This window comes from Mucilaginibacter sp. L196, assembly GCF_009765905.1.
Lineage (GTDB): Bacteria > Bacteroidota > Bacteroidia > Sphingobacteriales > Sphingobacteriaceae > Mucilaginibacter.
Genome location: NZ_LMUO01000015.1, coordinates 372445 through 397592, shown reverse-complemented (window position 1 = coordinate 397592; position 25148 = coordinate 372445). Strand labels below are relative to the sequence as shown.

The window sequence follows — 25148 nt, the reverse complement described above, 5'->3', positions numbered from 1 at the left end:
ATTGCCATTTATGGAAGATGTTAAAAGATATATAATTTAATTATAGATTTAATTTTAAACCACCCGATACCTGATAGCCATTCCTGAATGCGGTATTAAATTGTCTGAACTCGAATTTTGGGAATCTGTTGAATTTTTAGAATTCGTGAAATTCTTTAATTCAATAAATTCGAGTTCAGCATAATTTTATGCTGCGCTCGCAATTGACGTTGGTTTTATCATTTCAAAACACCTTCTACAAACTCGCCCATCTTTTTTCACTGTTTATTTTGTTCATTGTAGCTGTTATATTCAAAGTGTTCATTATAGCCATAAGGTGTATGAATACACCATCTTAGCCTTAACTTTCATAAACATTAGCAATGGCGACTATATGGACAACCACGATATTTTTGCTGACAAATTAGATTTTACCTATAAAAAGGAAGAAAACTTAAGCGAGTTAAGAAGCTACCTGGCCAAATACTTAAGTTACTGGTACCTGTTTGTTATCAGTATTATTATTTGCCTGGGCGGGGCTTTAATTTACCTTGGGTATTTACCCAGCCAATGGGCTATCACAAGTAAAATTATTGTTGAGGACAATAAAGACAATACCAGCAAATCATTAACAAATGGTGTAAATTCCGACCTGGCCTCGCTTTTTGAAGTGAAAAGTAATGCCGATAATGAAGTTAAAATCCTGAAATCGCGCAGCTTAATAAGAAGCGTTATTACCTCACTTAACCTTAACGCGCACATTTATGATGCCAATGGCTTAAGAAAAAAGGAAGTGTTTAGTAATGCGCCTTTCGCGGTAGCCATCAATAATAAAAGCGATGTTGAAAAAGGGGCGACTTACAAGCTAAATATTATTGATAACAATAATTATCGCATTGTTGATAGCCGCAACGACCTTGCCCTTACCGCTGTATTTGGTAAGCAAATATTGATCAATAAAGATAGCCTCACCATAAATAAAACAAATGCGTTTGTTGCTGATGGTAATTATGAGGTTAAAATTTCCCCAATAAAAGAAGCGGAAAAAGAGCTCAACGATGATTTTAATGCTTCGCTGGATGATAAGCAGGCAACCGTGATAGACCTGCAATTAAACTATCACGACCCTCAACGTGGTGAAGTGATCCTGCAGAAGTTAATGGATTTGTATCTGCAAAATAACCTGGCCAATAAGGTTAGGCTGGCCGATAGTACCATGAAATTTATTGACAGGCGACTAAGTCTTGTCGGCTCCCAACTGAATAATGTTGAAACGGATCTGGAAAAATACAAGGTAAATAACCAAATATCAGATATTACCGCCCAGGGTAAAGCGCTTGTTGAGGGTGCTGATGATTATCAAAACAAACTTAATGATAACGAGGTGCAACTGGCTGTGGTAAACAGCATGTATAAATACGTTAACAGCAGCGATAAACCACAACAGATACCAAGCTCCCTTATTACCAAGGATATGGCCTTTGGCTCCGCGATAAATGAATATAACGCCATGTTGCAACATCGCGAGCAACTAAAATCATCGTTTGTAGAAACAAGTACTATAATTACCGACCTGGATCAACAAATAAAAATAGCCCGTGATGCATTGAAGAACAGCCTGATGAATTACCGCAACAGCTTGGAGATCGCACAAGGCCAGTTAAAGAAGCAAAACAATGTTATCACAGGCAAAATAGCCGAAGCTCCTTCTAAAGAACGTGTATACCTTGATTATTCAAGGCAGCAAACTTTAAAACAGGACCTTTATTTGTATCTGTTGCAAAAAAGGGAAGAGACAGCTATTTCGCAAACAGCAACCATTGCCAGCTGCCGCATATTGGACGATGCCGAAAGTGATGAACGCCCCTTCGCTCCCAAAAAATCACTGATATTGCTGATGGGGGCGCTTGCTGGTTTGGTATTACCAATAACAGGTTTGAGTATTAAAGAAATGCTCAATATTAAGATCCAAAATAAAGGCGACATTGATAAACATACCAACGTGCCTTTATTGGGCGAAATAAGCCGCAGTATTAACACCAAAGCATTGCTCACCTATTGCGACCCCATGTCGATCGTATCTGAGCAGATAAGGGCTATACGTACCAACTTGAAATACGTTACCGATAAAGGTAAATCAAATGTGATCATGTTTACATCGAGCATGAGTGGTGAAGGTAAATCATTCATATCGCTTAACCTGGCCAATTCTATCGCGTTATCGGGCAAAAAGGTTGTTTTGCTGGAGCTTGATTTGCGCAAACCGCGTTTATTGAAAAGCATAGGCATGGATAATGAATTCGGTTTTACCAATTACATGATCTCTGCCGATAGGATTGATACAGAACTGCTGGTTAAGCAATCTACTATTAATGAGAATTTTTACCTGATCTCATCCGGACCGATCCCGCCAAATCCTGCCGAACTATTGATGGATGATAGATTAGGGGTATTGATAGATGATCTGCGTGTAAAGTTTGATTATGTGATTATTGATACCGCGCCGGTCGGCCTTGTGTCGGATGCACTGATCATAGAAGAGCACGCCGATATTACATGTTTTGTACTAAGGCAAAATTATACCTATAAATCGCAATTAGGCATTGTGAATGACCTTTACAAAACCAAGAAAGTAAAACAACTTTACCTGGTCGTAAATGACATTCAGCTTGAAAAGAACGCGCTTACCGGTTATGGTAACGGATACCGTGGCTACGGTTACGCCATGGCCGAGCAGGAAGAGAGCACCGGGCTGAACTCATTGTTAAAAAGATTGAAACCCGTTACCAGATAAACCCAGTGTATTATGTTACAAGCTGTACAATTATACATATTCAGGTTTTTTAATAAGGGGCACGAGCGCTCGTTAAAAGCAAAGCGTAACATTGTTATGTCGCTGCTTATTAAAGGGGGTAGTGTTATTATATCGTTTTTGCTTATCCCGCTTACCATTAATTATGTAAACCCTGCACAGTATGGTATCTGGCTAACCCTTAGTTCATTAATAACATGGGCCGCCTTGTTTGATATGGGCCTGGGCAATGGCTTAAAAAATAAGCTTACCGAATTTATCGCTCTTGATGATATGGCCCAGGCACGCAGTTATGTAAGCTCGGCTTATGCCATATTAGTTGTGATTTCTGTATTGTTATTCCTCGTGTTTTGGCCAGTAAACGCTCACCTCAACTGGAACCATATCCTAAATGCCGGGTCGGCAAAGGATTACGATCTTAATAACCTTGTACTACTCATATTCGGATTCTTTTGCATCCAGTTTGTGTTACAGCTTATTAATACCGTGCTAACTGCGAATCAGGAGCCCGCCAAAACGGGTGTTATAAATTTTATAGGTCAACTTTTTACTTTCATAGCCATTTTGATATTGGCAAAATATACTACCGGATCATTAAATTTACTGGTTTGGGCATTTGCCGGGATACCCTTGCTGGTTTTACTTTGCGGCAGCATCTGGTTTTATAACCACAGCTACAAGCCGGTGATGCCTTCTTTTAAACTAATTAAACTAAGCAGTGCAAAACAGCTTCTGGCTACCGGTAGCACTTTCTTTATCATTCAAATAGCGGCATTGGTAATGTACGAGAGTGATAACATCGTAATTACACGATTATTCGGGCCTAAAGAAGTTACCACGTTTAATATTGCCTACAAACTTTTCTCGGTGATACTGATGTTCTTTGTAATTATCATCACCCCATTCTGGAGCGCATTTACCGAGGCTTATACAAAAGGCGATTTCGATTGGATTAAAAGCGCCATCGCCAATGCCAATAAAATGTGGTTCGCACTTAGCCTTTGCGCTGTGTTTTTACTGTTGCTTTCGCCCTGGGTATACCATTTATGGGTGGGCAAAACAGTTACTGTACCCTTAAATCTTTCTATTGCCATGTGTGTGTATTGTGTGGCCTTTATCTGGCAGGCTATACACGTACAGTTAATTAATGGCACGGGTAAAATAAGGCTGCAATTATACCTGGGAATATTCGCGATGGTGTTAAATATCCCACTGTGCATTTTTTTAGGTAGACGAATAGGATTAGCAGGGGTCACCTGGTCCAACACGATATTTTTTTTTATAATGGGGATAGTTTACTCTATCCAAACCAAAAAAATAATTAACAAAACAGCCACCGGAATTTTTAACGCCTGAATATTTATTGAGTTAAATAGCATATAAATAATGAAGCTGATAAGGAAATTTTACAGAGGATTGAGGGTTATTTATTACCGCATGGCACGGGTGTACTCGTGGCTGATCACCTCTTTTAAATTTTTCCTGAATGACGTAAAATATCATCGTGATTTTATAAGCTATGGTGTGCCAATACTGGATATCAATCCACAAGGGAGTTTCATCATTGGCAAAAAGTTCAGGTTTAACAGTGGTAAATACCATGCTATGGGAGGCAGGCAGCAGCAATGCTACTTTGTTGCTGCAAAAGGCGCATGCATTACTATAGGCGATAATGTTGGAATGACCTCGACAGCCATTATTTGCCATGACAGCATTAGTATAGGCGATAATGTAAAAATTGGTATCAATACCGTGATCTATGATACTGATTTCCATTCGCTTGATGCCAGTATACGCAACCAATATCCTGAAAGCATCGAAGGCGTAAAAAACAAGCCGGTAACTATTTGCGATGGCGCATTTATCGGCGGCCATACAACCATTTTAAAAGGAGTAACTATTGGCAAAAATTCAGTAGTAGGGGCTGGGTCGGTGGTGTTTCAAAGCATACCTGATGAGCAGATATGGGCAGGCAACCCGGCGAAATATGTAAAGGACACTTATAGCATAAAACTAAGCGTGGTAAATGAATAAGCAGCTGTATACAATAATATTATTGGCAATGGTTGTGGCTTCTTACTTCCATATACAGGCTATTGTGCTTGCACTTGCGGCTGTAATTATATTTATGCCGGTTAAAAATCACTTCGCTGCTATCAAGGTAATACGCCTTTTTGCTGTATTGATGATCCCTGTATTACTGGGCTTGATTATCGGTTTAAGCAACGATAGTTACCTGATCCTTAAAGATCTATATTACTTTTCCATGCCTGTATTTATTATTCTGTCGGGTATTTTACTGGCATGCCACATGGAGATAAGCCAGTTTCTTAAAACGCTTGTTTATGCCGGGGTAGTCACCTCCATTATGGTAACTACCATTTCGGTTAGCTATATGGGTTTCGGCGCATTGTTTGATCCGTATGCCGCGCATTATGCCATGGGAATAGTTGGTACACCCGGCCCGCCTGTAGCTCTGGCCTGCCTGCTGCTTACCCGTAAGTTCAATATAAGATTATTTGGTACGTTTTGGTTTAATGCATTTGTTGCTATTAACGCTTTGGGTATTTACATGTTTGCTTCACGCAGCTACATTATCATTACTATATGTTTTTTATTTTTGCTGGTAGCGGATAGGATTAAAAAAGCATGGATCATACCTGTTATTGCAGTTGTTGGTATGTTGTATGTGATACTGCCTGCCGATCTGTTTAAAAGCAACTCATCTTCATCATTTACCGATAAGATCATTGGCTCGTTTGGCGAGATAACAATCGGTAATTATAATTCTGAACAGGATATTAACCTCCGGTATCGTGGGTATGAAACCTTTATGGCCCTTAACAGCTATGCCGAAGGTTCCGAACCCGCGATGCTATTCGGCGGGTTGGGCAAATTGGTTGATCTGAAGACATTCGTACGTCTTGGAGAAGATGCCGATTTTAGATACATCCCCGTTTTACATAATGGCTGGATGTATCTGCTGGTAAAAACCGGCATAACAGGTGTGCTTACTTATTTACTGATATTTTTTGGCCTGGTAGTAAACAACTGGCGCAAATACACTGATATGGCAGGCCGGCCAATCATCAGGCTACTTGCAGCATTAAATATTGGGTGCATAATAAGCCTGCTAATTACCAATTACATAGTAACCTCTTTTTTTAATGTTGAAATGGCTGTGCTAATGGTAACACTTGGTTACAGCTTTTATTACATCAATTATTTGTCGGCAATATTAAATCATAATCATGAACGCTAAAAATACCTTGTCGAAAGTATCGGTCATTACGGTAGTATACAACGCGGTTGATACTATTGAAAATACTATACAAAGTGTTATTGAACAAACCTATCCTAATATTGAATACATCATTATTGATGGTGGCTCAACGGACGGTACACTGCAAATTATTGAGCAATACAAGGATAGCATTAGTAAGGTTATTACCGGGCCCGATAAGGGTATTGCTGATGCCTTTAACAAGGGTATAGCCCAGGCTACCGGCGATTGGATAGGAATGATAAATGCCGACGACTGGTACGCTTACAATGCCATTGAGCGGGTAATGCTAAATGTTTCGGCTAATGATGAGATATGTTGCGGCAATTTAACCCTGATTGGTGAAAATGGATTCGCCCTTTGCAAAAAAAGCAAGGTGAGGTGGCTTAACCTGGGCATGTACGTTATGCATCCCACCTGTTTTGTACGAAAAGAAGTTTATGAACGCATCGGTTTGTATGATACCTCATTAAGAATAGCTATTGATTTTGATATGTTCCTGCGGATAAAAAAACGCGGACTTAAAATTAAGTACATAAAGGAGATGATCGCCTTTATGCGTACCGGTGGCGCGAGCAGCAATGTGGTACAAATGCATCAGGAGGAATTGGCTGTAATGCGCAGGCACCTGCATCACTTATTATACCCTATTTCTGCATCTTTTAATTACCTCAACCGGTTGCGCTGGCGTTTTTTTTACCAAAACCCTTTTGCAAACACAAGATATTAACCTATGAAAAAAAAGATACTCATATCTGCTTATGCCATATCGCCCAACAAAGGGTCTGAATACGGGGCTGCCTGGAATACGGTGATCAATTTGGCCAAAGAACATGAGCTATGGGTATTGTATGGCATGTCCGACGATCATATGGGCGATACACAAACACTTAAAAGTTATATTGAAGCTAATCCTTTGCCATCGGTCACATTTATTGAGGTTAAGGCGCCATTATTAGCAAAAGCCATCAACTTGCTCAATAAAATTGGGTTAGGCTGGTTCTTTTATTTCGCTTATTACCTATGGCAAAAAGAGGCATTAAATACCGCCCGGGTTTTGTTGGAAACTGTTGATATAGAGGTAGTGCATCAGCTTGGCCCGATAGGTTTTCGCGAACCGGGTTTTTTAGGAGCGTTGGATAAGCCATTAATTTGGGGCCCGGTTGGTGGGATGAATATTGTTAACCCTGTGCTTTTAAAAGGGAAACCATTTTCAACCCGGCTCAAGTTTCGCGTTAAAAACAGCATCAATAAAATACAACTCAACTATTCGCCAAGAATAAGTGGGGCTTTTCAAAGGGCTGATGTTTTGCTATCTGCAACTACAAACGCTAAGCATACTATACAAGAAAAATTTGGCAGACAAAGTTACCTGATGCCGGAACAGGGCATTATAGGCGATATTGATTTGGATGAAGCAAAATTCAACAATGTTCACCACACGGTTAAATTGGTTTGGTCAGGTACACATATCGAGCGGAAGAACCTGCAGTTATGCCTTAATGCTTTAGCCCTTGTTAAACAACGCAATTGGATGTTGCACATATTAGGCAACGGGCCTCTTACCGATCAGTTAAAGCAAAAAGCTAAAGAATTGAATTTATCAGGTGCCGTAATTTGGCATGGTCATTTATCGCGGGCTAAGGCTATCCAAATTATGCGCTCATCGCATTTGCATATCATCACTAGCATAGCTGAGGATAACCCGGCGGTGATTTTTGAGGCGATGAGCGCCGGTGTACCTACGCTAACGCTTGATCATTGTGGAATGGGTGACGTGCTTTGTGAAAAATGCGCTATAAAAATTAAGGTAGAAAGTCACCATCGCATTACAAAAAATATAGCCGAGCACCTGGAGTATTTATTAAGTAATCCCGAAGTTTTGGCAAATATGGCGCTTGAAACCTTAAACTGTGCCACGACGCATGCATGGGGTAGGCGCCTTAAACTGTTGAATAGTTGTTACGATGCAGCTATTGAAGTTTATAAAGATAAAGCCACAACCAAAGTTGTTTTTTCACCCCTAATCATTTTGGAAGATGCATAATAACAGGGAGAAAAAGTTGCGGTTGGGTATTGATGCCAAGTGGTTTTTTGAAGGGCCGCCAAGCGGCCACATGGTGGTGAAAAATCTGGTTGATGAGATCATCCGTAATAACGATAATAGCTTTGATATATACCTGTTAATGAACAGGAAGGATGAGCAGCGTGCTTTGGCGCATTTCCCTGCCGGTACAAAAATCATCTTTTTGGTTAAGCTGCCTAACCTTATCACCAATGCATTGCTATTGCCTGTTATTGCCCGCAGGTATTCGCTTGATATTTTGATGCTTCAAAACTTTAATGTTTTATGCTCGCGCAATGTTTTTAAAGTGGTGTATATACACGATGCGTTGTTTTTAGATTATCCCCAGTATTATTCTTTTTTAGAGCGATTACATTTTGGGCAGATGAAGACGCTCGCCCGAAATGCCGACCGGGTAATTACCATATCGAACACCGAAAAAGAACGAATGGTAAAACATCATTTTTCAGCGCCGGAGAATATTACAGTAGTTTATCATGGCATTAATCCGGGCTTTAAGCCATTAGTTTCGCAGCCATGTGATGTTATCAGGAAGGTGATAAACAGCTACGCCCTGCCTGACCGGTATGTGCTATATGTAGGTAGGGTAAACGCCCGCAAAAACTTAACCACATTGATCGAATCGTTTGCATTATTGCATGATAAGGATCTGAAACTGTTAATAGTCGGTAGTGGTTTTTCAACTCAAAAAAATAAATTAAACGAACTAATTGACCAACTTAATTTAGCCGATCGGATAATTTTTACAGGCCATGTGCCCGAGGAAGATCTATATTTAATATATGCGGCCGCTATAGTTTTTTGCTTTCCCTCATATGCGGAAGGTTTTGGCTTGCCGCCGCTTGAGGCCATGTGCTGCGGTGTGCCAGTAATAGTATCTAACCGGACATCAATACCCGAAATATGCGGTAATGCGGCTATATATGCCAGCCCCGATAGCGCTAAGACTATAGCTAAAGAGATTGATAACTTATTGTATGACGAACACCTGTATCACGAAAAAATGATGCAGGGAATTGATCATGCCGCTGGGTTTACATGGAAAAAATCTGCCGATGAAATATTAACATTAATTACCAACGCTTATGCTGATAGAAAAAGTTATACGGAAGCTTAAGGGCAACCCTGATTATAAATGGCAAAGTGAATATTCAAACCGTGACCTGGCTTTGATAGTATGGGCAAGGTTTGGGCAATTAATGCGTGGTGCTTACAAAAGGTTGTTTTTTAAAGCATCAAAAGGGTTGGTTTTTGTTGGCCGTAATGTTAGCATAAGGCATGCTTATCTGTTTAAAGCAGGATCAAATTTAATATTGGATGATAATGTACACATCAACGCTTTATCAAACAATGGTATTACATTGGGTAACAATGTTTCATTGGCCAGGGGATGCAATTTGATAGGTACAGGGGTTATAGCTAACAAGGGAGTGGGTATAACTATTGGCAATAATACCGGTATAAATGCCGGGGTATACCTGGCCGGGCAAGGGGGGATTGAGATAGGGGATAACGTGCTGATTGGGCCGGGAGTTAGGGTGTTTTCAGAAAATCATTTGTTTTCAGATATTGATGTTATCATAAAGAATCAGGATGTATGCCGCAGTACCGTTGTAATAGGTAACAACTGCTGGATAGGCGGCGGTGCAACCATATTGGCTGGTGTTAACATTGGCGAGGGTAGCGTGATTGCGGCTGGTTGTGTGGTGACTAAATCCGTCGCGCCAAATTCGGTTGTTGCAGGTATACCGGGTCGTATTATTAAAAAGAGGGGAACCGCGTATGATAAAGTTATCAATTTAAAATATGGAACCACCGGTTTATGAGCAGTAGTTTAACTAAGTTTAAAGGATCCTGTATTTATATTGGCTGCGGCATAATCAGCTGGCTGCCCTTTCATTCACTCAGGATTTTTTTAATGCGGTTACTAAAAGCCAAAATAGGTAACAAGGTAGGTTTATATAGAGGATTTGAAGTCCGCGCCCCGTGGAAACTAAACATAGGCAACAGTACAATTATAGGTCATGGTGCCTTACTGGATGCCCGGATGGGATTAACAATTGGCAGCAACGTTAACCTAAGCAATGAGGTGATGATATGGACATTGCACCATGATTATAACTCCACCGACTTTGCTCAAATTGGTAAACCGGTAATTATTGAGGATTATGTATGGCTATGTTCAAGAGCCATAATTTTGCCGGGTGTAACCATTGGTAAGGGTGCAGTTGTTGCTGCAGGTGCGGTAGTTAGTCGTGATGTAGAACCTTACACCGTTGTAGCTGGTGTGCCCGCGAAACCTGTCGCCAAACGAAACCAGGAATTAAATTATGATTTGGGCGATGCTATTATTCCAATAATATAAAATAAGATAACACGAGTTGGGACAAACGATTTTTAAGTATTTTTTAATTTTAAAAGCTCGGCACAAAACAAAATAAAAAAATATAAAATTATAAGCCAACCTATTATAATGTTTGAACCGTGATATATATATCGATAATATAATATGAAGAACACTAACCAAAGTGGTATTCTTATTATTTTCCAATGTTTTATTACGAATGGGTTATCGAAAACTTTTTCAAAAGTATTACCTAAAAATCTTAATAATTTATCAAAGAGGCTTATCTTATCTTCTTGCTCCATTCGGTCATTAGGTTTACGTATTTAAAGTTACGAATTATTGTTAACTTTAATATTATGACGGAAACAGATAGAAATTTTATAATAGCAGTATCTGATAAATTCAAAATTGAGTTAATTTATACTGACAGATTTATTTTTCCAAAAGATATAGGTAGCGATGTTGTAATTGCTATTTTCAATTATTATCGAGAATTTATTAAAGAACCCCAAAAATAGTTTGTCCTAGCTGCGATATTATTACCTGAAATATTTAATATTTCCAGGTAATATTATTTTTGAGCGTCCTGATCGGGTTGCCGCCAAAAATACTTTTTTCGCCGCTTAGCTTTTTAGTAACCATTGAGTTGGCTGCAACAATACTTCCTGATGGTATTTCGGCGCCCTTTAATAAAGTGCATTTACATCCCACCCAAACCTTATCACCAATTATTATTTCTTTAGGCTGATTAAACTCAACCCCATCCTCATCATAAATATGGTGGAAATCGGTATCCATAACCAAACTTTCCCATGAAATGCCACTGCTGTTACCAATCTGTATTTTCTTTTGCGCAATAATCACACACTCTACGCTCATATTAAAATCATCACCAATAATAAGCTGGGCGTTTTGCATTACATTTATTTTGCAACCCTGCATAATAAATGCACGGCCATTAAAAATCAGATCGCCATCTATTTCTAAAATTGCCCGCGAGCGTTTAAAATCGGTAATGCATACCTTTCCATAGCCTATTTGTATTAACCCCGTACTTATTGGTCCATTAATAATAACCCTGCCGTTCATTCTGGATAAAAAAACCTTCCTGCCTATAAGTACCGGTAACTTTATCGCAACCTTAAACGGGAAGTATTTAAGGTTGAAATAAATGGTTTTAAAATTAAGCCGTAGCAGCAATTTTAGTGCTTTTTTCATAAACAAGGCTTTAATATTACAATAATGATAATATTATTTTTACACAAATCAGGAATGTTTTGATTGTTTATTTTGTTCACAATTCTATTGTCGTACACTTTGTTCACATACCCAATTCATGCCTTTTTGCCTTTAAATATGCGTAATATTAGTCATGCTTAATATAATAGCTGTGGCCGGTTATATATTATTATAAGTATGTTATAATATCTATTTTATTAAAAATAAATAAAAATAATATGCGCATCTCAATCATTGGAACCAGAGGTATCCCCAACCATTACGGTGGCTTTGAACAATGTGCCGAATACCTTGCCACTGGGCTGGCAAAAAAAGGGTATGAGGTTACGGTATATAATTCACACAACCATCCTTACCAGCAGAATGAGTGGAATGGTGTAAATATATGCCACTGCTATGATCCTGAATACAAGATGGGCACCATCGGCCAGTTTTTTTACGATCTGAACTGCATCCGCGACTTGCGGAAAAAGAAGTTCGACATTGTGCTGCAATTGGGTTATACCAGTAGCTCAATATGGGGCTGGCTTTTGCCACACAATACTGTGGTTACCACCAATATGGATGGAATGGAGTGGAAACGCACTAAATATTCAAAAAAGGTGCAGAAGTTTTTGATGATGGCCGAAAGCCTGGCGGTAAGATTTAGCGACCATTTGATTGCTGATTCGACCGCTATAAAAAAATACCTGGAAGAAAAATATAACAGGCATACAGAGTATATCCCTTACGGAGCCGAGATATTTGAAAATAATAACCTCGGCATACTTGCCGAATATGGCGTGGAGCAATATGGCTATGATATGCTTATAGCCCGTATGGAGCCGGAAAATAGTATTGAGATGATATTGGATGGCGTTGTAAAAGCCGGGTTAACAAGGCCGTTTTTGGTGGTTGGCGGCCTTAAAAATAAATTCGCTGAATATTTGCAGGAGAAATTTTCAGGATATGAAAATATAAGGTTTTGCGGTGGGATATATGATATGGATAAACTTAATAACCTTAGGTATTATTCCAATTTATATTTCCATGGGCATACCGTAGGGGGCACTAATCCATCATTACTGGAGGCTATGGCATCGCAAAGTGTTATATGTGCCAATGATAATCAGTTTAACCGCACGGTGGTAGGCGATAATGCGCTATATTTTTCAACCGTTGATGATGTGGCAAATAACCTGCAACAGGTTGATAAAAAGGTTGGTGTTTATGATGGTATGCTGGCAGCAAACATTATTAAAATACGCAATGTATACAGTTGCGAAAATATAGTAAATGCATATGCGGCTCATTTTGAAGCAATAGCATTGAGGCCTGAAAATAAAGGCGCTCTTGCTTTAGATGCCGGGCAGATATCGCTTATGTTAGAAAATTCATAATTGTTTGATAGATGAAAAATTTATGTTTAATGGATGTTGGTGGTAGCTATTAAGTTACCACCAATTATCTAAGCAAACTTAAAGGCCTTATGACAGTTAATGAACGTTTCAATCTATATTGGTTACTTAGGGCTATTACGGCCCCATGCAGCTATTGCCTTGAACAGTATTACTATGATTTAAAGCGTAAAGAACTATTCTCGGTTCTTCACCTGGCTGATTATAGCCCAATGATATTAATATTGGATAAATTTAGCCTGCGTTATCCCTTAGATATTGAAGGTGACCTTGCTGTAAGGCTCGAATTGATAGCCTACAGGCGGATGAAGATAGTAGAAATACCACGTATGGGTATTGCCGATAAAATCGATGTACAGGTTCATTTCCTGTCGATATTAGGCGATAAACTACACCAACAGGAATATATGCGGGCTGTTATTCAACAAAATGAAACACATGGTTTTGTATTGGATAATTTATTGAAAAAATACGGCTCTTCAGCACCAATCAGGCCTTATTGGGAGTATACTAAATTAGAACTCGCGGCCAGCCACATCAAAAAATTGGTATTAAATGCAGGCATAAAAATGGATATAACCAGCCTTGCCTAATTTTCTATTTTGTTAATTGGTAATGAATGTTGTGAAAGCCACTATTTACACCGCATTGGTATGATACCTTTTTATAATCATTATAGGCTTGTATATAAAGCCTGGTATTTGTGTTGGCTGATTCTTCCTTTTTCAGTACTCCTGCTAAAACCACCAACCATGCCAATTTGCTTCCTGATATTTCAGTACTTGCTTTGAGTAGTTCCATTTCCTTTACAATAGGGCTCTCTGTTATTAAAAGATATTTAATATTGGCGCTATGAAAAAACGATTCCATAAAAAGAGAGAGACTGTTACCTTGCTTTTGGTTGGAATTTAAAACGGTATAATACAAAGCCGTTACCATGTGATGGTCTCCCATCCGAAAATAGGTATCAGTCATTATCATTTTTACGAAAAAATCATAGGCTGTATTTTGGCCACTCAAATCATCATTTTTATATGTATTCTTAATTGTATTTATAAACCGGAGTGTTTTTTTAGGGTTATTACCTATCGACATGGTATACATACCTAAAAGATACAGCATATCGTTTTGTGCACAATCCTTCAACTCCTGGCTACCCGCCGGCGGCGAAAAGCATAAATGTGTTAATGTTGTAAGCGCTTCTTTTTTAATTATGCCATATTTTAAGTAATGATAAATGGTATCAATACACTCTGATGGGTTTATATTAAAATACATAATATCGATAGTAGAAAAACTTTTGAGTTTTACCATATATATATATAGCTCATCAATATCAAGGCTGGTGGCGGCTATTATACCTAGCGCTGTATAAATCAATATTTTTTTATTGTCGGGAATATCAAATCTTAATAAGTTTTTTAAGGTGTTTTGATAGTCTTTATTTAATAATTCAGGTGCGAAAAAGTAATCAAATAGTTCGTCGTTTGCGTCGGTTTTAAAATACTGTAGCAGGATGTCATTATCATGCGCCAATGATTCTTTTGAGAATGCATCGCCCAAGTAGCTCGCCAGTTCAAACTTATCCGCAGGCGAAAAACTACATGCGGTTAAGTTTAGCAGGTTGTTTTGTTGGCCGGTTTTTATGGCATGTAGTATGCACCATTTTAAAATAGTGAGTTTGTGTTTGCTTTGACTAAAGCGTAAGTTAATTTCTTCTATAAGTGATGAGTCAAAAATGTTATTGTGATCATTTAAAAGGCACAGCGCGAGGCTTAAGCTGCTAAATTGCTGGTTAGTGAAATTTATAGTTACTTGGTAATCATTTAAGCTGTCGGTATTGTTTATCTCGGCTATCAAACCATTTAAAAGCAGCTCCTGATACCCCGAGTTGTGCTTTTTTATAAAATTATATAGCGCAAATTTATCGGCTCCTTTGTTCGGGTTGTCAATATCTGTATGTGATGCAATCTCGCGTATTACTGAAAGCTTATCGGCAGCTAGGCTCCCTATACTTATTTTACTAAGGAAATAGGAGTAAATAAGCTCATACATAGTACCGTTGTTAACGTTGCTAAGCATAAAGTTTTCCTTATATTTTTTATAATAAAGCTGGAAAAATAATGGATTATTAAAATCGGAAGCTATATGAGTATAATTGGGCCTGTTTAAATGCTGATTTAAATTAATGCATAGGGTTTTAACATCAGCTGGTGATAATAAAGGCACGTTAATGCCGGGTTCATCTGCAAAAAAGCCGTTCAGTAACATATTGTCTACAACATCAAACTCGTGTTTATAATTTAACCACGTGCTTCTCCGCATGCTTAAAATAATTTTCATCCAGGGGGTATGCTGGTTAAGTGCTAGCAGATCAATTATCTGCCTCATCAACATCGCATAGCTTTCTGGTTTAAATGTATATGGATCAAAACCATCAATCACAAGGTAAAATTTACTGCCTTTGCGTTGTTTATCGTCCCATAATGCTTTAATGTCGTTGTCAGTTGTATAGCCAAGCAACCCTAACAGCCAATCGTTAATATCCCGGCCGGAATGAATGACATTGGCCATTGCAGATGTGCTGAAAAATAAAATTATGTCATTATTAGCCTTTGATTCATTAAGCTCAACCTGTTCTTCTACCCAATGGCCTAAGCCAATGCTTTTGCCATAACCTGCCGGCGCGGCAATAACGGTACCCGTGTTATCCGATTCGCGCAGCGCTTTGATGTAATCATTAATAAATTGTCTTTTTATAGTTTTATTATAAGGTATTCCTGACCGGTTTTTTATAGCCTCGATAGTGAATTTTGTTGTTTTACTGGCATTACGTTGCAAAGCCAGCCAGTTAACTTCTTCTTCGTTTGCTGAAGCTGCGTTATAAATGTGCTGATTGCAAAAATCATCCCAGCCATTATAATTACAATATATACAAAGCGCTTCCAGTGTAAATTGAGATGGATTAAAACGACTTTCAGCAAAACCATAGATGCGTTTTATCGTGGTTTCGCTGATATTATATTTGGTCTTTTTTAAAATCAGGCACGAAATGATTTTACAATCAGCAGCGGTTACATTTTCTAATCCCGACAAAAATTGAACTTTACTTTTGAGCAAATCAAAATTATGATGTGATAAATGTGTTGTCATAAGGTGTAATTTAAGGTGCCAGAGCCAAATAATATTTCAAATTTTACTTTAGTGAAAATTGAAATTTCGCTAAACTAAAACTTTACTTAGTTAAATATACTAGCTATACGTAATGTAAGCTAATAAAAGATTCCTAAAAGGTGTAAAAATGAATAATGGATAGAATGAATAAGATTTACACGTATTAATACGTGCAAAAGAGACAATACACCCTTAGCGGGCGGTTTTCTTTAATAGCAGGAGTAATAATGCATTTTCAGCTTTGGCTTCTGAATAATTCTCATTTATTAGCAATTTAATTTGCTGGTCATGTAAACTATGGGCGGCAATTTGCAATATTTTAGATGAAGCAAGCTCAACAGAATCTAAATGGTATAAGTACGTTACAATCATTAAATCACGAAACTCAGCTTCGGTTGCATGAAGTTGCAAGGCTTCAAAGGCGTTTTCTAAAAAGGTTATTAATGGCTGACATTTTTCGAATGAATACTCGATATTCATAAGCGCGAAAATCCGATCAATTCGTGAGAGTTGTTTTTCGGTATGGAGGATAGTTTCTTTAATTGCCTGCTTTAAATCGGCAAAGGCCGCTTCATCAAAAATTTCAGGTAAACGCTCGGCAAGATGCGACTTTGCACAATACAAACGATTAAGATGGTCAATGAAAAGAAGTCTAATTTTTTCAGATCCCATTGTAGCTTTTGAATTATCAGTCAACGGTATACAATTATAATGAGGTTAATAAAACAGTTGAATTATATAAAGCTACAAAATTGGATGTACAAATCTTGTTTTTCTACATATAATTAAAAATGCATTAAAAAAGATGCTGCGTCTTATTTAAAAAGCATTTTGTAATAGTACAAATTAATTTATTTATCAATTAACACATGCACGAAAAATAAAGATAGATAGCTGTAATTATCTATTTAATTGTTAGTTTAGGTGTGCATATTGAATAATAATTACCAACCTTAACTAATTAACGGCTATAATATTAATGATGAATATTCTCATTATTATCCCATGTTTTAATGAACAAGCATCATTACCCGGGTTAATATCAGACCTGGGGAACTTAAAGCTTCCCGAAAAATATAATGTAAGCGTGTGTGTAGTAAACGACTGCTCAACCGATGACACCAGGCAAGTAGCTAAAAAGCTGGATGTTATATTGATCGATCTCCCGGTTAACCTGGGGATTGGTGGCGCGGTACAAAGTGGGCTTAAATATGCGCTACTCAATAATTATGACCTGGCAGTACAAATGGATGGCGACGGGCAGCATCCACCGGCAGAATTGCAAAAGATGATAGCCTGCTACGAAGAAACAGGAGCGAGTTTAGTAATTGGTTCACGTTTTATTGTAAAGGAAGGGTTTCAGTCATCATTTTTACGCCGTTTAGGCATTACCTATTTCCATTGGTTAAATAAATTTTTTACCGGCAAAAGTATTTACGATAGTACCTCAGGGTTCAGGCTGTTTGATAAAAAAGCTATACAATTAGGTGCACGTTATTACCCGGATGATTATCCTGAACCGGAATCACTGGTGTTCTTTTCTAAAGCGGGTTTAGCTATAAAGGAAACCCCGGTTGTGATGGTGCATAGAAACGGTGGGCAATCATCCATCAGAAGCTTTACCTCTTTTTACTATTGCGTGAAAGTTACTTTAGCTATGTTTTTTTCGTTTATCCGTAAGCCATAATATTATGTTACGAATTCAAATCATTACCATAATTGCCAGTGTGGCATTTTTGTTCCTGGTATTTCGCATGGTTGTTAAAGGGCGACTGCGCGAAGAATATTCCATCATCTGGTTATTATTTACCGGTATATTGGTTACTTTTTCTTTTTGGGAGAAGGGGTTGTTATTGGTGTCGAACCTTTTCGGTGTTTATTTGCCAGCTAACCTGGTTTTTACCATATCTATATTTATCGCTTTGGTTTACCTGTTGCATTTAAGCGTTGTAGCATCAAAACTGCAAAAACAAAATAAACTTCTTGCCCAGGAAATGGCGCTGATGAAAATTGAAATAGAGAAACTGAAGGAAGAAATAAAACCCGAATAGAACCAGCCCCACCCAACCCTCCCCGGAAGGGAGGGCTTTGAAATTTTTTATTAAAACTAATGATGAAAAGTCTCCCCTGCCGGGGGAGATTTAGAGGGGGCTTACTTATTCAGCATAATAAATATACCCATCAAAACTATAAAGGCGCCTATTGCCTGTTTAATATTTAAGCTCTCCTTTAAAAAGTAGTGATTCGCTATTAAGATGAATATAATAGAGGTTAGTGTAATAATGACCGATAGCGTAGTAGCAATATCCGATAAATAAGGGATCTTAAGCAACGTGCTGTTGATCAAAATAAACGAAATTCTTGATAGTATAGCCAAACTCATGGACAGGATAAACCGCCAGTTAAATACCAACGAAATGATGTTTTTAAACTGAAACAGGTTGCCTGATATTAAACTTCGTTGCCCCAAAAGAACAATGGAAAAAGCGGTGGCCAGGCAATAAACTATTACTAATGCAAAAGTTAAAGCTATCATATTTGATGATGATTTATCGGGTTTGGTTAATTTGTATTTCACAGATCGGCTTTTAGTTTGTTATCGGCGTAGCCTAATGTGTATATCCACGAAAATATGCGGGCAATTTTATCGCCCCAAATCATTCTAAACATTTGTAACTCCTCTTGCCTGCGTTTTCCTTCGGATAATTTTAGTGTTGTTTCCGATTCGGCATGTATACGGTGTTTCATCAGCTTTTGGTTGATGAAACAAAATGAGCCATGTTTTTTAGCCAGCTGATACCAGGCATACCAATCCAAAGCTACAGTAAACTCAGGTGAGAATCTAAAGTTACCCAATGCATCTAAATTAAATGATACTGAAGGGCAGCATATCGGATCGCCAAATATTAAAATTGATTTTTTTAACGAAGTACTGCGTATGTTTTTCTTGAAGATGAACGGAAACAATAATGCTTTTTTAACAAAGCTGTTCAGGTTTGATTTTCTTGCTTTGCCATCAACTAAGTCTTCATAATCCGTAAATGCGATGAGTGTATCATTATTTGCTGATTTAAGCAATTCATTAGTAAAATCAGGCTCATAAATATCATCCTGATGGGCGATAGTTGCCCATTTGGTTGATGCTTTTGATAAGCCGAAATTCCAGTCGTTTGCTATACCACCATTATCACTCACAAAATAAGCGAAGCCATATTTTTCTGCTATCTGTTTTGAAAAATCAGCAGGGGTAGAGGTGGTTAGTATAATTGTGCTTTTAACCGTTTGGTTAAGCAAACTTTGGATGCATTGTTCCAGGTAGGGGGATTGTTTGTAAACGGGTATTACAAATGTATGCATCAACTACTAACGTTTATTATATGAGGGTTTGTAGAGTAAAAGTAAGTACAAATTGATAATAATACTCACGCCATGTTAAGAAACTGTTTAAAATAAAACTTCGTACCTCGCAATGATGCTTGGTGAGTATAATGTGCGCAAAGGCTGTCATCCTGAGCGCAGTCGAAGTATGTGGGCAGGCCTTTACGCTCACCCTTCGACTACGCTCAGGATGACAGCCACCACGCAATAGTAAAGAATATTGCACACTTGGAGGATTCCATGCTATCGCTCGAAATGACGATAGTTTAAACACCTTCTAATTTAACTAAACAGGGAGTTGAAAAGAATAAGCGATATAATATTCGTGATGTGATAACGAAACAGGGATCGGCTGTTCAATATTATCTTTCAATATTATAGGGATGCCAAACGGATTTTTGCCTATGCTGATACTGGTATTATCTTTAAAATTATCTATCAAAAAAGCCCTTACCTCTGCCGATTGAAAGGCAACCTCGTCGCTATCAATCTGCTTTACACCCCAATGTGTATTGCTGAAATCCTCAACACCATTAACTACGGTGGAGATAAACTCCTGATAAATTGATGAGTTGGAATAAAGTATAAGGTCGTCAAATTTGATAGTAGATTTGATTGTGTGAATGCCATCAAAGCCAATGCCGGTTAACTCGATAGGTTTAAAATCTGTTAAGTTAAATCCGAATGGAATTTGTATCTCGCTCACTTCAAACTTTACAGGCGTAAAAAGTATATCTGTATCAATCCTTTGCAAAAACTTAAATGCCGATTCTTTTATCGACCATAATAGCCAAACGAAAACTTCAAAGGGAGTATTTGCGAAACGAGACTGTTTATAAAGCGCGGTTTCGGTAGGGGTAAGTATTTTTGAATAAAAGTTTGGTTGTTTTGTGCGGGTAACATTTATAGTATTTAACGATACGATGTCGTTACCCGTACTAAGCATTATTGTTGTTTTTGGCCTATTTTTTCACTTATCACATCGATGCATGAGCCAACATTCATCATTTTATCGGCTTCATCATAATCAATCTCTATATCGTATTTAGCTTCGGCATCTATAATAATATCAACCAAGTTGGCCGAGTTTATCTTCAGGTCTTTTAACAGGTCAGTGTCTTCATTGATTTGGGCCAGCATCTCTTTGTTCGTAGTGTAAGGCGATATCACCTTTTTCAGTTCATTTAAAATCTCTTGTCTGGTCATTATTTAGTTAAATTTTGAAAGTATTAAACAGGAATTCACATCCCCAAAGCCAAAATTCGCTTTCGCTACAATATTAACTTCTTTTTTTATCATTTTAACAGGCAAACTATCAACGCTTACCAATTTTGTTATTTCAGGGTTCGGGTCATCCAAATTTATGTTTGGATGAACAAAGCTGTGTACTATCTGCAATATAGATGCCACAGTTTCAATTGATCCGGCTGCGCTAAGGCTATGGCCGATCATTGATTTGAGGGAATTGGTAGTTGGGAAATTATCTCCCCGTCTGTCCAGCGCATCGCACCAATATTGTATTTCCTGCCTGTCGGCGTTGGTAGCGGTTAAATGGCCGCTAATTAGATCAATTTGATTTGGGTTGATATTTGAACTTACCAATGACTCATTGATACATCTAAGCACACCTGCGGAGCTTGCGGCGGTCATCGTGCCGCCTAAACGCTGTCCGCCGGAGTTGGTCGACCCACCTAAAACTTCGGCATAAATTTTAGCACCGCGTGCCAATGCAAAATCCAGATCCTCCAAAACCAAAGCGCCAGCCCCTGAGCCGGGGATAAAACCACCTGCTGTCGCGCTCATCGGCCTCGATGCCTTTTCAGGACTATCATTAAACTTACGTGATAGTACCCGCATGGAATCAAATGCTCCGAAAACATAGGTATCTACATGCTCGGCGCTGCCTACCAGCATGCGCTTGGCGTAGCCGTGTTTAATGTATTCGTAACCCATTAAAATAGCCTGTGTTCCCGTTGCACAAGCGGCAGAGTTGGTAAGCACCTTATTTCCAAATCCTAAGCGACCGGATATATAAGAGGTTACACCGCTATTCATGGCTTGCTCAACCACTCGGGAGCCTAATTTTTTAACTTCTTTATTATCAACTCGGTTTATTACGTTCCTCATGGCCTCGGTATCGGCAATGCTGTTGCCAAATACGCAGCCGGTTTCCCAGCGGGGCTCATCGGTATCGTAATCCATACCTGAATCTTTCCAGGCGTCAAGCGCAGCCATTAGGCCATAAGCTATATTAGTGCCTTTTAAGCCGTGTAAAGTAACTTCGGATATGTAATTGGTGAGGCTGTCCCATTTAAAATCGGGCATGCCTGCTACCTGGCAGCTGAATTTAAGCTCATGGTAATGGGGCATAAACTTTATGCCTGATATGCCATTCTGTATAGCATGCAGAAAAGCCGGTATGCCTATACCATTGGGCGAAACCACCCCCATACCCGTTACCACCACACGATTACCCATTTTTAACAGCTATCTTTTTTATAATGCCCGCGAATGTGCCGCTGGCAATCAGTTCTTTATCACTATCCAGCATTTCAACATGGCATTTCAATTTACCAAAACGAAAATATTGCTTTTTTGATATTACCGTAACCTTTTCACCCGGCAACACCATTTTGTAGAACGATACATCGGTAGAGGTAAGCAGTGGATACAAGGAATCGTCATCCATAAAATTAAACTCGGTTTCCTTCAATACCAAAAATATACCTAATACAACCAGCCCAATCTGCGCCATAATTTCGGTAACGATAACGCCGGGAGTAACCGGGTTACCCGCGAAATGATCTTCGTAAAAAAAAGCGTCTTCTTTTAAAGTGTATTCGCCGCGAACTTCATCCTCGCTCAATAACAGTATGTTATCAACAAAACGGAATGAGGATTTATAGGGTAAATGACTTAATATATGGTTATTCATGTAATATTCTCTAAATTTTAACGACAGTGTTCTCCGCCATCTACGTGAATGATCGCACCGTTTATCCAAAACGATTCATCAGTACACAGCAGGTAGATAACACCGGCAACGTCTTCCGGTTTTGTAATTCTGCCAAGCGGGTTGCGCTTAATACCGGCTTTAATTAATTTATCGCTGCCCGGTATCTTTTTTAGTGACGCCGTTTCGGTTACACCAGCCTGTATCACATTTGTTTTTAATCCGTAAGCGCTAAATTCCACTGCCATATACTTCGCCAGGCTTTCTAATGATGCTTTCGCGATTGAAACGGCTGCATAGCCTTCCCAATATTTATGCGCGCCTTCGCTGGTAAGGCCAATTATACGTCCATCTGCGTTAAACAGTTCGGCTTTTAATAAATCACGTGTCCAATCCAGTAAACTATTCGACATAGCGTAGGTGGTCATTTGTATATCTTCGATGGAAAGTTCGTTGTAAGCCTCATCCTCTACCGTGCCGTTTTCAATAGTCAAGGGCTTTAAATTTCCCCGGGCAATACTGTGTAATAACAGTTTTACACTATGTTTTTGGGCGATCTCCGAAAATTGTTGTACAAACGAAGCCCGGCTTACCGTATCAAGCGCGTTAATGTTGTGTGGAAGAATGGTTATCCCATTCTCTTCAGCTATTTGTGTAAATTTAGTTTTGAGTATTTTTTCGGCACCGGCAATTTCGCGGTAAAGTACGGCTACATTCATGCCATGTTTGGCCAGTTTTTCAATAGCAGCAAACCCAAATCCGCTCGATCCTCCCAAAATAACTGCCCATAAACCCGAGAATTGTAGTTTTTTATCCATCAAATCGCCTTTAAACTATTGTAGTCATAAACTGTCCTATGTTGATGCCGGGGCCAATCATCAACAAATAAAAAATTGAAGCCCCAAAGTAAGTGAAAGTAAATTAAATTTAACAGATGGCAAATATATAATGTAACAAAACTTGTTATATTGTGTTACACAGCCGTTAAGCTAATTATATAAAATTGTATAATACAGGTATAATTGCCAAAGCGTTTATATTTATTATGTTTGAGAAAATGGGAAAAATAAAATTTAGGATATTATTAGTTTTAGGCATACTGCTTTTGCCCGGATTGATGCAGAAAGGCATGGCCCAGCAAAAACTAAGATTTGATAAGGAAGCATTTTACAACGTGATGGCGGATGGTGATGTAAATGCCATAGATAATGAACTGATTGTGGTAACAGGCTATGCAACCACTAATAAAGAAGGTTATGAAGGTGCATTGCTCTTGAAAAAAGCAAGCCTAATTAGTGGCCCCAGGAAAAAGCTCGACCTGTTTAAAGCAGGCCGTATAAAGTTGGAAACCGCAATAATTAATAACCCTGATAATGTAGAAAATCATTTTTTAAGGCTTGCTATTGAGGAACATGCACCTAAAATTGTAAAGTATCATGCAGATATTGAAGCTGATAAAGCAATTGTAAAACGGGAGTTCAAAAACTTGTCGCCGGTAGTGCAGCATGCGATATTGGATTACTGCAAGAATTCCAGGGTACTTCACACTGAAGATTTTTAATTCATTAAAAAGATAGTTTTTTAACTTTGTTGAGAATGGATAAAAAGATCTTAGCTATATATTACACGCAGTCGGGCCAGATGGGAGAGATCATTGATTCATTTACTGCGCCGCTAGTTACCGCCGGTAATTCGGTGGAGAAAGTGGTGGTAAAAACGGTTACAGACTACAATTTCCCATGGACAGGCAGTAGCTTTTTTTCGGTGATGCCATCCTGTGTGTTGAGTATACCAACGCCGCTGCACCCTTTAAATTTTAAGGAAGAAAAATACGATCTGATCATTTTGGGCTATCAACCCTGGTTTTTATCGCCAAGCATTCCAACAAATTCTTTGTTGCAGGATGAAGGTTTTAGAGCTTTGTTAAAAGATACACCTGTGGTTACCATCAGCGCAGCACGTAATATGTGGATAAATGCTTATGTACGGGTTCGTAACTCACTAAAAGAGGCAGGAGCAAAGCTGGTAGGTAATGTGGCTTTGGTTGATAAACATCCGAATGTGGTAAGCTTTGTAACCATTTTTTACTGGATGCTCTCCGGCAAAAAAGAGCGTTATTTAAACATATTCCCAAAACCGGGTGTTGCTGAAGAAGATATTGACAATACCAAAATTTATGGTGAAACCGTAGCGAAGCATTTGGAGTATAACACCCTTGATAGCTTGCAGGATGAATTGATTAAGCAAAAAGCGGTGGTGATAAAATACCCACTGATGTTTACTGAAGCCAGGGCAAAGCCTATTTTTGCGGCTTGGGCAAAGATCATTTCAAAACGTAAAAATCAATTGCCCTGGGCAGCAGCGTTTAAATATTATCTTTTTATCGCATTGTTTTTAGGTGCGCCTGTTTTGCTTACATTAGATGCTGTTTTTCTGAAACCTTTTTCGAGCGGACGGATCAGGGCTAAAAAATTAAAATATTTACAAGTAAATAACTGAT

Annotated in this window: 26 protein-coding genes; 16 read left to right on the top strand and 10 right to left on the bottom strand. The window is 38.5% G+C overall.

The window, feature by feature from the left end; translation table 11 throughout:
• Positions 1–316: 316 nt before the first annotated feature.
• From GSQ74_RS12650 to GSQ74_RS12605, 10 genes are all read left to right on the top strand, one after another.
• Positions 317–2773, top strand: a complete 2457-nt coding sequence (locus GSQ74_RS12650) for a polysaccharide biosynthesis tyrosine autokinase (protein ID WP_216846729.1) — start codon at positions 317–319, stop codon at positions 2771–2773.
• A 12-nt stretch (positions 2774–2785) separates the two neighbouring features.
• Positions 2786–4147 (top strand): lipopolysaccharide biosynthesis protein, encoded by a 1362-nt coding sequence (locus GSQ74_RS12645; RefSeq protein ID WP_158993794.1) that lies wholly within the window; start codon positions 2786–2788, stop codon positions 4145–4147.
• Positions 4148–4177: 30 nt separating this feature from the next.
• Complete coding sequence (locus GSQ74_RS12640; RefSeq protein ID WP_158993792.1) at positions 4178–4825, top strand: DapH/DapD/GlmU-related protein; 648 nt, start codon at positions 4178–4180, stop codon at positions 4823–4825.
• Positions 4818–6053 carry a hypothetical protein gene (locus GSQ74_RS12635; RefSeq protein WP_158993790.1) on the top strand — a complete coding sequence of 412 codons (1236 nt, stop codon included), beginning with the start codon at positions 4818–4820 and terminating at the stop codon, positions 6051–6053. Before GSQ74_RS12640 ends, GSQ74_RS12635 begins: the two co-directional genes overlap by 8 nt.
• The gene (locus GSQ74_RS12630) at positions 6043–6804 is read left to right on the top strand and encodes a glycosyltransferase family 2 protein (RefSeq protein WP_158993788.1); all 762 of its coding nucleotides are present in this window, start codon (positions 6043–6045) and stop codon (positions 6802–6804) included. The genes GSQ74_RS12635 and GSQ74_RS12630 overlap by 11 nt, the downstream gene beginning before the upstream one ends.
• Before the next feature lie 3 nt (positions 6805–6807).
• Positions 6808–8121: a glycosyltransferase gene (locus GSQ74_RS12625; RefSeq protein ID WP_158993786.1), complete on the top strand. Its 1314-nt coding sequence runs from the start codon at positions 6808–6810 to the stop codon at positions 8119–8121.
• Positions 8114–9277 carry a glycosyltransferase family 1 protein gene (locus GSQ74_RS12620; protein WP_158993784.1) on the top strand — a complete coding sequence of 388 codons (1164 nt, stop codon included), beginning with the start codon at positions 8114–8116 and terminating at the stop codon, positions 9275–9277. Before GSQ74_RS12625 ends, GSQ74_RS12620 begins: the two co-directional genes overlap by 8 nt.
• A complete protein-coding gene (locus GSQ74_RS12615) occupies positions 9246–9986 on the top strand; it encodes a DapH/DapD/GlmU-related protein (protein WP_158993782.1) in 741 nt (246 codons plus the stop codon). The genes GSQ74_RS12620 and GSQ74_RS12615 overlap by 32 nt, the downstream gene beginning before the upstream one ends.
• A 92-nt stretch (positions 9987–10078) precedes the next feature.
• Positions 10079–10525 carry a DapH/DapD/GlmU-related protein gene (locus GSQ74_RS12610; protein WP_216846728.1) on the top strand — a complete coding sequence of 149 codons (447 nt, stop codon included), beginning with the start codon at positions 10079–10081 and terminating at the stop codon, positions 10523–10525.
• A gap of 338 nt (positions 10526–10863) precedes the next feature.
• Positions 10864–11025, top strand: coding sequence for a hypothetical protein (locus GSQ74_RS12605; protein ID WP_158993778.1), 162 nt, complete (start codon positions 10864–10866; stop codon positions 11023–11025).
• A 34-nt stretch (positions 11026–11059) separates the two neighbouring features.
• Here GSQ74_RS12605 and GSQ74_RS12600 read toward each other — a convergent pair whose 3' ends face one another.
• Complete coding sequence (locus GSQ74_RS12600) at positions 11060–11725, bottom strand: acyltransferase (protein ID WP_158993776.1); 666 nt, start codon at positions 11723–11725, stop codon at positions 11060–11062.
• A 239-nt stretch (positions 11726–11964) separates the two neighbouring features.
• On the opposite strand from GSQ74_RS12600, the gene GSQ74_RS12595 reads away from it, so the two are divergent.
• Positions 11965–13125, top strand: a complete 1161-nt coding sequence (locus tag GSQ74_RS12595; RefSeq protein ID WP_158993774.1) for a DUF1972 domain-containing protein — start codon at positions 11965–11967, stop codon at positions 13123–13125.
• 89 nt (positions 13126–13214) lie between these two features.
• Positions 13215–13736, top strand: coding sequence for a hypothetical protein (locus tag GSQ74_RS12590; RefSeq protein WP_158993772.1), 522 nt, complete (start codon positions 13215–13217; stop codon positions 13734–13736).
• A 4-nt stretch (positions 13737–13740) separates the two neighbouring features.
• Here the strand turns inward: GSQ74_RS12590 and GSQ74_RS12585 are convergent, their stop codons facing one another.
• Both GSQ74_RS12585 and GSQ74_RS12580 read right to left on the bottom strand, forming a co-directional pair.
• Positions 13741–16296, bottom strand: coding sequence for a hypothetical protein (locus tag GSQ74_RS12585; protein WP_158993770.1), 2556 nt, complete (start codon positions 16294–16296; stop codon positions 13741–13743).
• Between the two features lie 213 nt (positions 16297–16509).
• Entirely contained in the window at positions 16510–17013 is a 504-nt protein-coding gene (locus GSQ74_RS12580) for a DUF892 family protein (protein WP_158993768.1), read from the bottom strand.
• Between the two features lie 283 nt (positions 17014–17296).
• Between GSQ74_RS12580 and GSQ74_RS12575 the strand changes: the two genes are divergently transcribed.
• Both GSQ74_RS12575 and GSQ74_RS12570 read left to right on the top strand, forming a co-directional pair.
• Positions 17297–18004 (top strand): glycosyltransferase family 2 protein, encoded by a 708-nt coding sequence (locus GSQ74_RS12575; RefSeq protein WP_216846727.1) that lies wholly within the window; start codon positions 17297–17299, stop codon positions 18002–18004.
• 4 nt (positions 18005–18008) lie between these two features.
• Positions 18009–18368, top strand: a complete 360-nt coding sequence (locus tag GSQ74_RS12570) for a DUF2304 domain-containing protein (RefSeq protein ID WP_158993766.1) — start codon at positions 18009–18011, stop codon at positions 18366–18368.
• 101 nt (positions 18369–18469) lie between these two features.
• Here GSQ74_RS12570 and GSQ74_RS12565 read toward each other — a convergent pair whose 3' ends face one another.
• The 7 genes from GSQ74_RS12565 to GSQ74_RS12535 form a co-directional block, all read right to left on the bottom strand.
• The gene (locus tag GSQ74_RS12565) at positions 18470–18895 is read right to left on the bottom strand and encodes a hypothetical protein (RefSeq protein WP_158993764.1); all 426 of its coding nucleotides are present in this window, start codon (positions 18893–18895) and stop codon (positions 18470–18472) included.
• Positions 18892–19674 carry a glycosyltransferase gene (locus tag GSQ74_RS12560; protein ID WP_158993762.1) on the bottom strand — a complete coding sequence of 261 codons (783 nt, stop codon included), beginning with the start codon at positions 19672–19674 and terminating at the stop codon, positions 18892–18894. The genes GSQ74_RS12565 and GSQ74_RS12560 overlap by 4 nt, the downstream gene beginning before the upstream one ends.
• A gap of 307 nt (positions 19675–19981) precedes the next feature.
• Entirely contained in the window at positions 19982–20641 is a 660-nt protein-coding gene (locus tag GSQ74_RS12555) for a 4'-phosphopantetheinyl transferase superfamily protein (RefSeq protein ID WP_158993760.1), read from the bottom strand.
• A complete protein-coding gene (locus GSQ74_RS12550) occupies positions 20641–20901 on the bottom strand; it encodes an acyl carrier protein (protein ID WP_158993758.1) in 261 nt (86 codons plus the stop codon). Before GSQ74_RS12550 ends, GSQ74_RS12555 begins: the two co-directional genes overlap by 1 nt.
• Before the next feature lie 3 nt (positions 20902–20904).
• Complete coding sequence (locus tag GSQ74_RS12545) at positions 20905–22173, bottom strand: beta-ketoacyl synthase (protein WP_158993756.1); 1269 nt, start codon at positions 22171–22173, stop codon at positions 20905–20907.
• Positions 22166–22630, bottom strand: coding sequence for a 3-hydroxyacyl-ACP dehydratase FabZ family protein (locus tag GSQ74_RS12540; RefSeq protein ID WP_158993754.1), 465 nt, complete (start codon positions 22628–22630; stop codon positions 22166–22168). Before GSQ74_RS12540 ends, GSQ74_RS12545 begins: the two co-directional genes overlap by 8 nt.
• A gap of 17 nt (positions 22631–22647) precedes the next feature.
• Positions 22648–23466: an SDR family oxidoreductase gene (locus GSQ74_RS12535; RefSeq protein WP_158993752.1), complete on the bottom strand. Its 819-nt coding sequence runs from the start codon at positions 23464–23466 to the stop codon at positions 22648–22650.
• A 239-nt stretch (positions 23467–23705) separates the two neighbouring features.
• On the opposite strand from GSQ74_RS12535, the gene GSQ74_RS12530 reads away from it, so the two are divergent.
• Entirely contained in the window at positions 23706–24209 is a 504-nt protein-coding gene (locus GSQ74_RS12530) for a hypothetical protein (protein WP_158993751.1), read from the top strand.
• 35 nt (positions 24210–24244) lie between these two features.
• Positions 24245–25147 carry a hypothetical protein gene (locus tag GSQ74_RS12525; protein WP_158993749.1) on the top strand — a complete coding sequence of 301 codons (903 nt, stop codon included), beginning with the start codon at positions 24245–24247 and terminating at the stop codon, positions 25145–25147.
• Position 25148: the final 1 nt, after the last annotated feature.

Coding starts and splice junctions, on each gene's coding strand:
- GSQ74_RS12620 (WP_158993784.1), top strand. CDS start 8,114: ATGCATAATAACAGGGAGAAAAAGTTGCGGTTGGGTATTGATGCCAAG.
- GSQ74_RS12540 (WP_158993754.1), bottom strand. CDS start 22,630: ATGAATAACCATATATTAAGTCATTTACCCTATAAATCCTCATTCCGT.
- GSQ74_RS12645 (WP_158993794.1), top strand. CDS start 2,786: ATGTTACAAGCTGTACAATTATACATATTCAGGTTTTTTAATAAGGGG.
- GSQ74_RS12585 (WP_158993770.1), bottom strand. CDS start 16,296: ATGACAACACATTTATCACATCATAATTTTGATTTGCTCAAAAGTAAA.
- GSQ74_RS12550 (WP_158993758.1), bottom strand. CDS start 20,901: ATGACCAGACAAGAGATTTTAAATGAACTGAAAAAGGTGATATCGCCT.
- GSQ74_RS12555 (WP_158993760.1), bottom strand. CDS start 20,641: ATGCTTAGTACGGGTAACGACATCGTATCGTTAAATACTATAAATGTT.
- GSQ74_RS12625 (WP_158993786.1), top strand. CDS start 6,808: ATGAAAAAAAAGATACTCATATCTGCTTATGCCATATCGCCCAACAAA.
- GSQ74_RS12595 (WP_158993774.1), top strand. CDS start 11,965: ATGCGCATCTCAATCATTGGAACCAGAGGTATCCCCAACCATTACGGT.
- GSQ74_RS12545 (WP_158993756.1), bottom strand. CDS start 22,173: ATGGGTAATCGTGTGGTGGTAACGGGTATGGGGGTGGTTTCGCCCAAT.
- GSQ74_RS12570 (WP_158993766.1), top strand. CDS start 18,009: ATGTTACGAATTCAAATCATTACCATAATTGCCAGTGTGGCATTTTTG.
- GSQ74_RS12605 (WP_158993778.1), top strand. CDS start 10,864: ATGACGGAAACAGATAGAAATTTTATAATAGCAGTATCTGATAAATTC.
- GSQ74_RS12535 (WP_158993752.1), bottom strand. CDS start 23,466: ATGGATAAAAAACTACAATTCTCGGGTTTATGGGCAGTTATTTTGGGA.
- GSQ74_RS12575 (WP_216846727.1), top strand. CDS start 17,297: ATGATGAATATTCTCATTATTATCCCATGTTTTAATGAACAAGCATCA.
- GSQ74_RS12630 (WP_158993788.1), top strand. CDS start 6,043: ATGAACGCTAAAAATACCTTGTCGAAAGTATCGGTCATTACGGTAGTA.
- GSQ74_RS12610 (WP_216846728.1), top strand. CDS start 10,079: ATGCGGTTACTAAAAGCCAAAATAGGTAACAAGGTAGGTTTATATAGA.
- GSQ74_RS12635 (WP_158993790.1), top strand. CDS start 4,818: ATGAATAAGCAGCTGTATACAATAATATTATTGGCAATGGTTGTGGCT.
- GSQ74_RS12525 (WP_158993749.1), top strand. CDS start 24,245: ATGGATAAAAAGATCTTAGCTATATATTACACGCAGTCGGGCCAGATG.
- GSQ74_RS12600 (WP_158993776.1), bottom strand. CDS start 11,725: ATGAAAAAAGCACTAAAATTGCTGCTACGGCTTAATTTTAAAACCATT.
- GSQ74_RS12640 (WP_158993792.1), top strand. CDS start 4,178: ATGAAGCTGATAAGGAAATTTTACAGAGGATTGAGGGTTATTTATTAC.
- GSQ74_RS12560 (WP_158993762.1), bottom strand. CDS start 19,674: ATGCATACATTTGTAATACCCGTTTACAAACAATCCCCCTACCTGGAA.
- GSQ74_RS12530 (WP_158993751.1), top strand. CDS start 23,706: ATGGGAAAAATAAAATTTAGGATATTATTAGTTTTAGGCATACTGCTT.
- GSQ74_RS12590 (WP_158993772.1), top strand. CDS start 13,215: ATGACAGTTAATGAACGTTTCAATCTATATTGGTTACTTAGGGCTATT.
- GSQ74_RS12615 (WP_158993782.1), top strand. CDS start 9,246: ATGCTGATAGAAAAAGTTATACGGAAGCTTAAGGGCAACCCTGATTAT.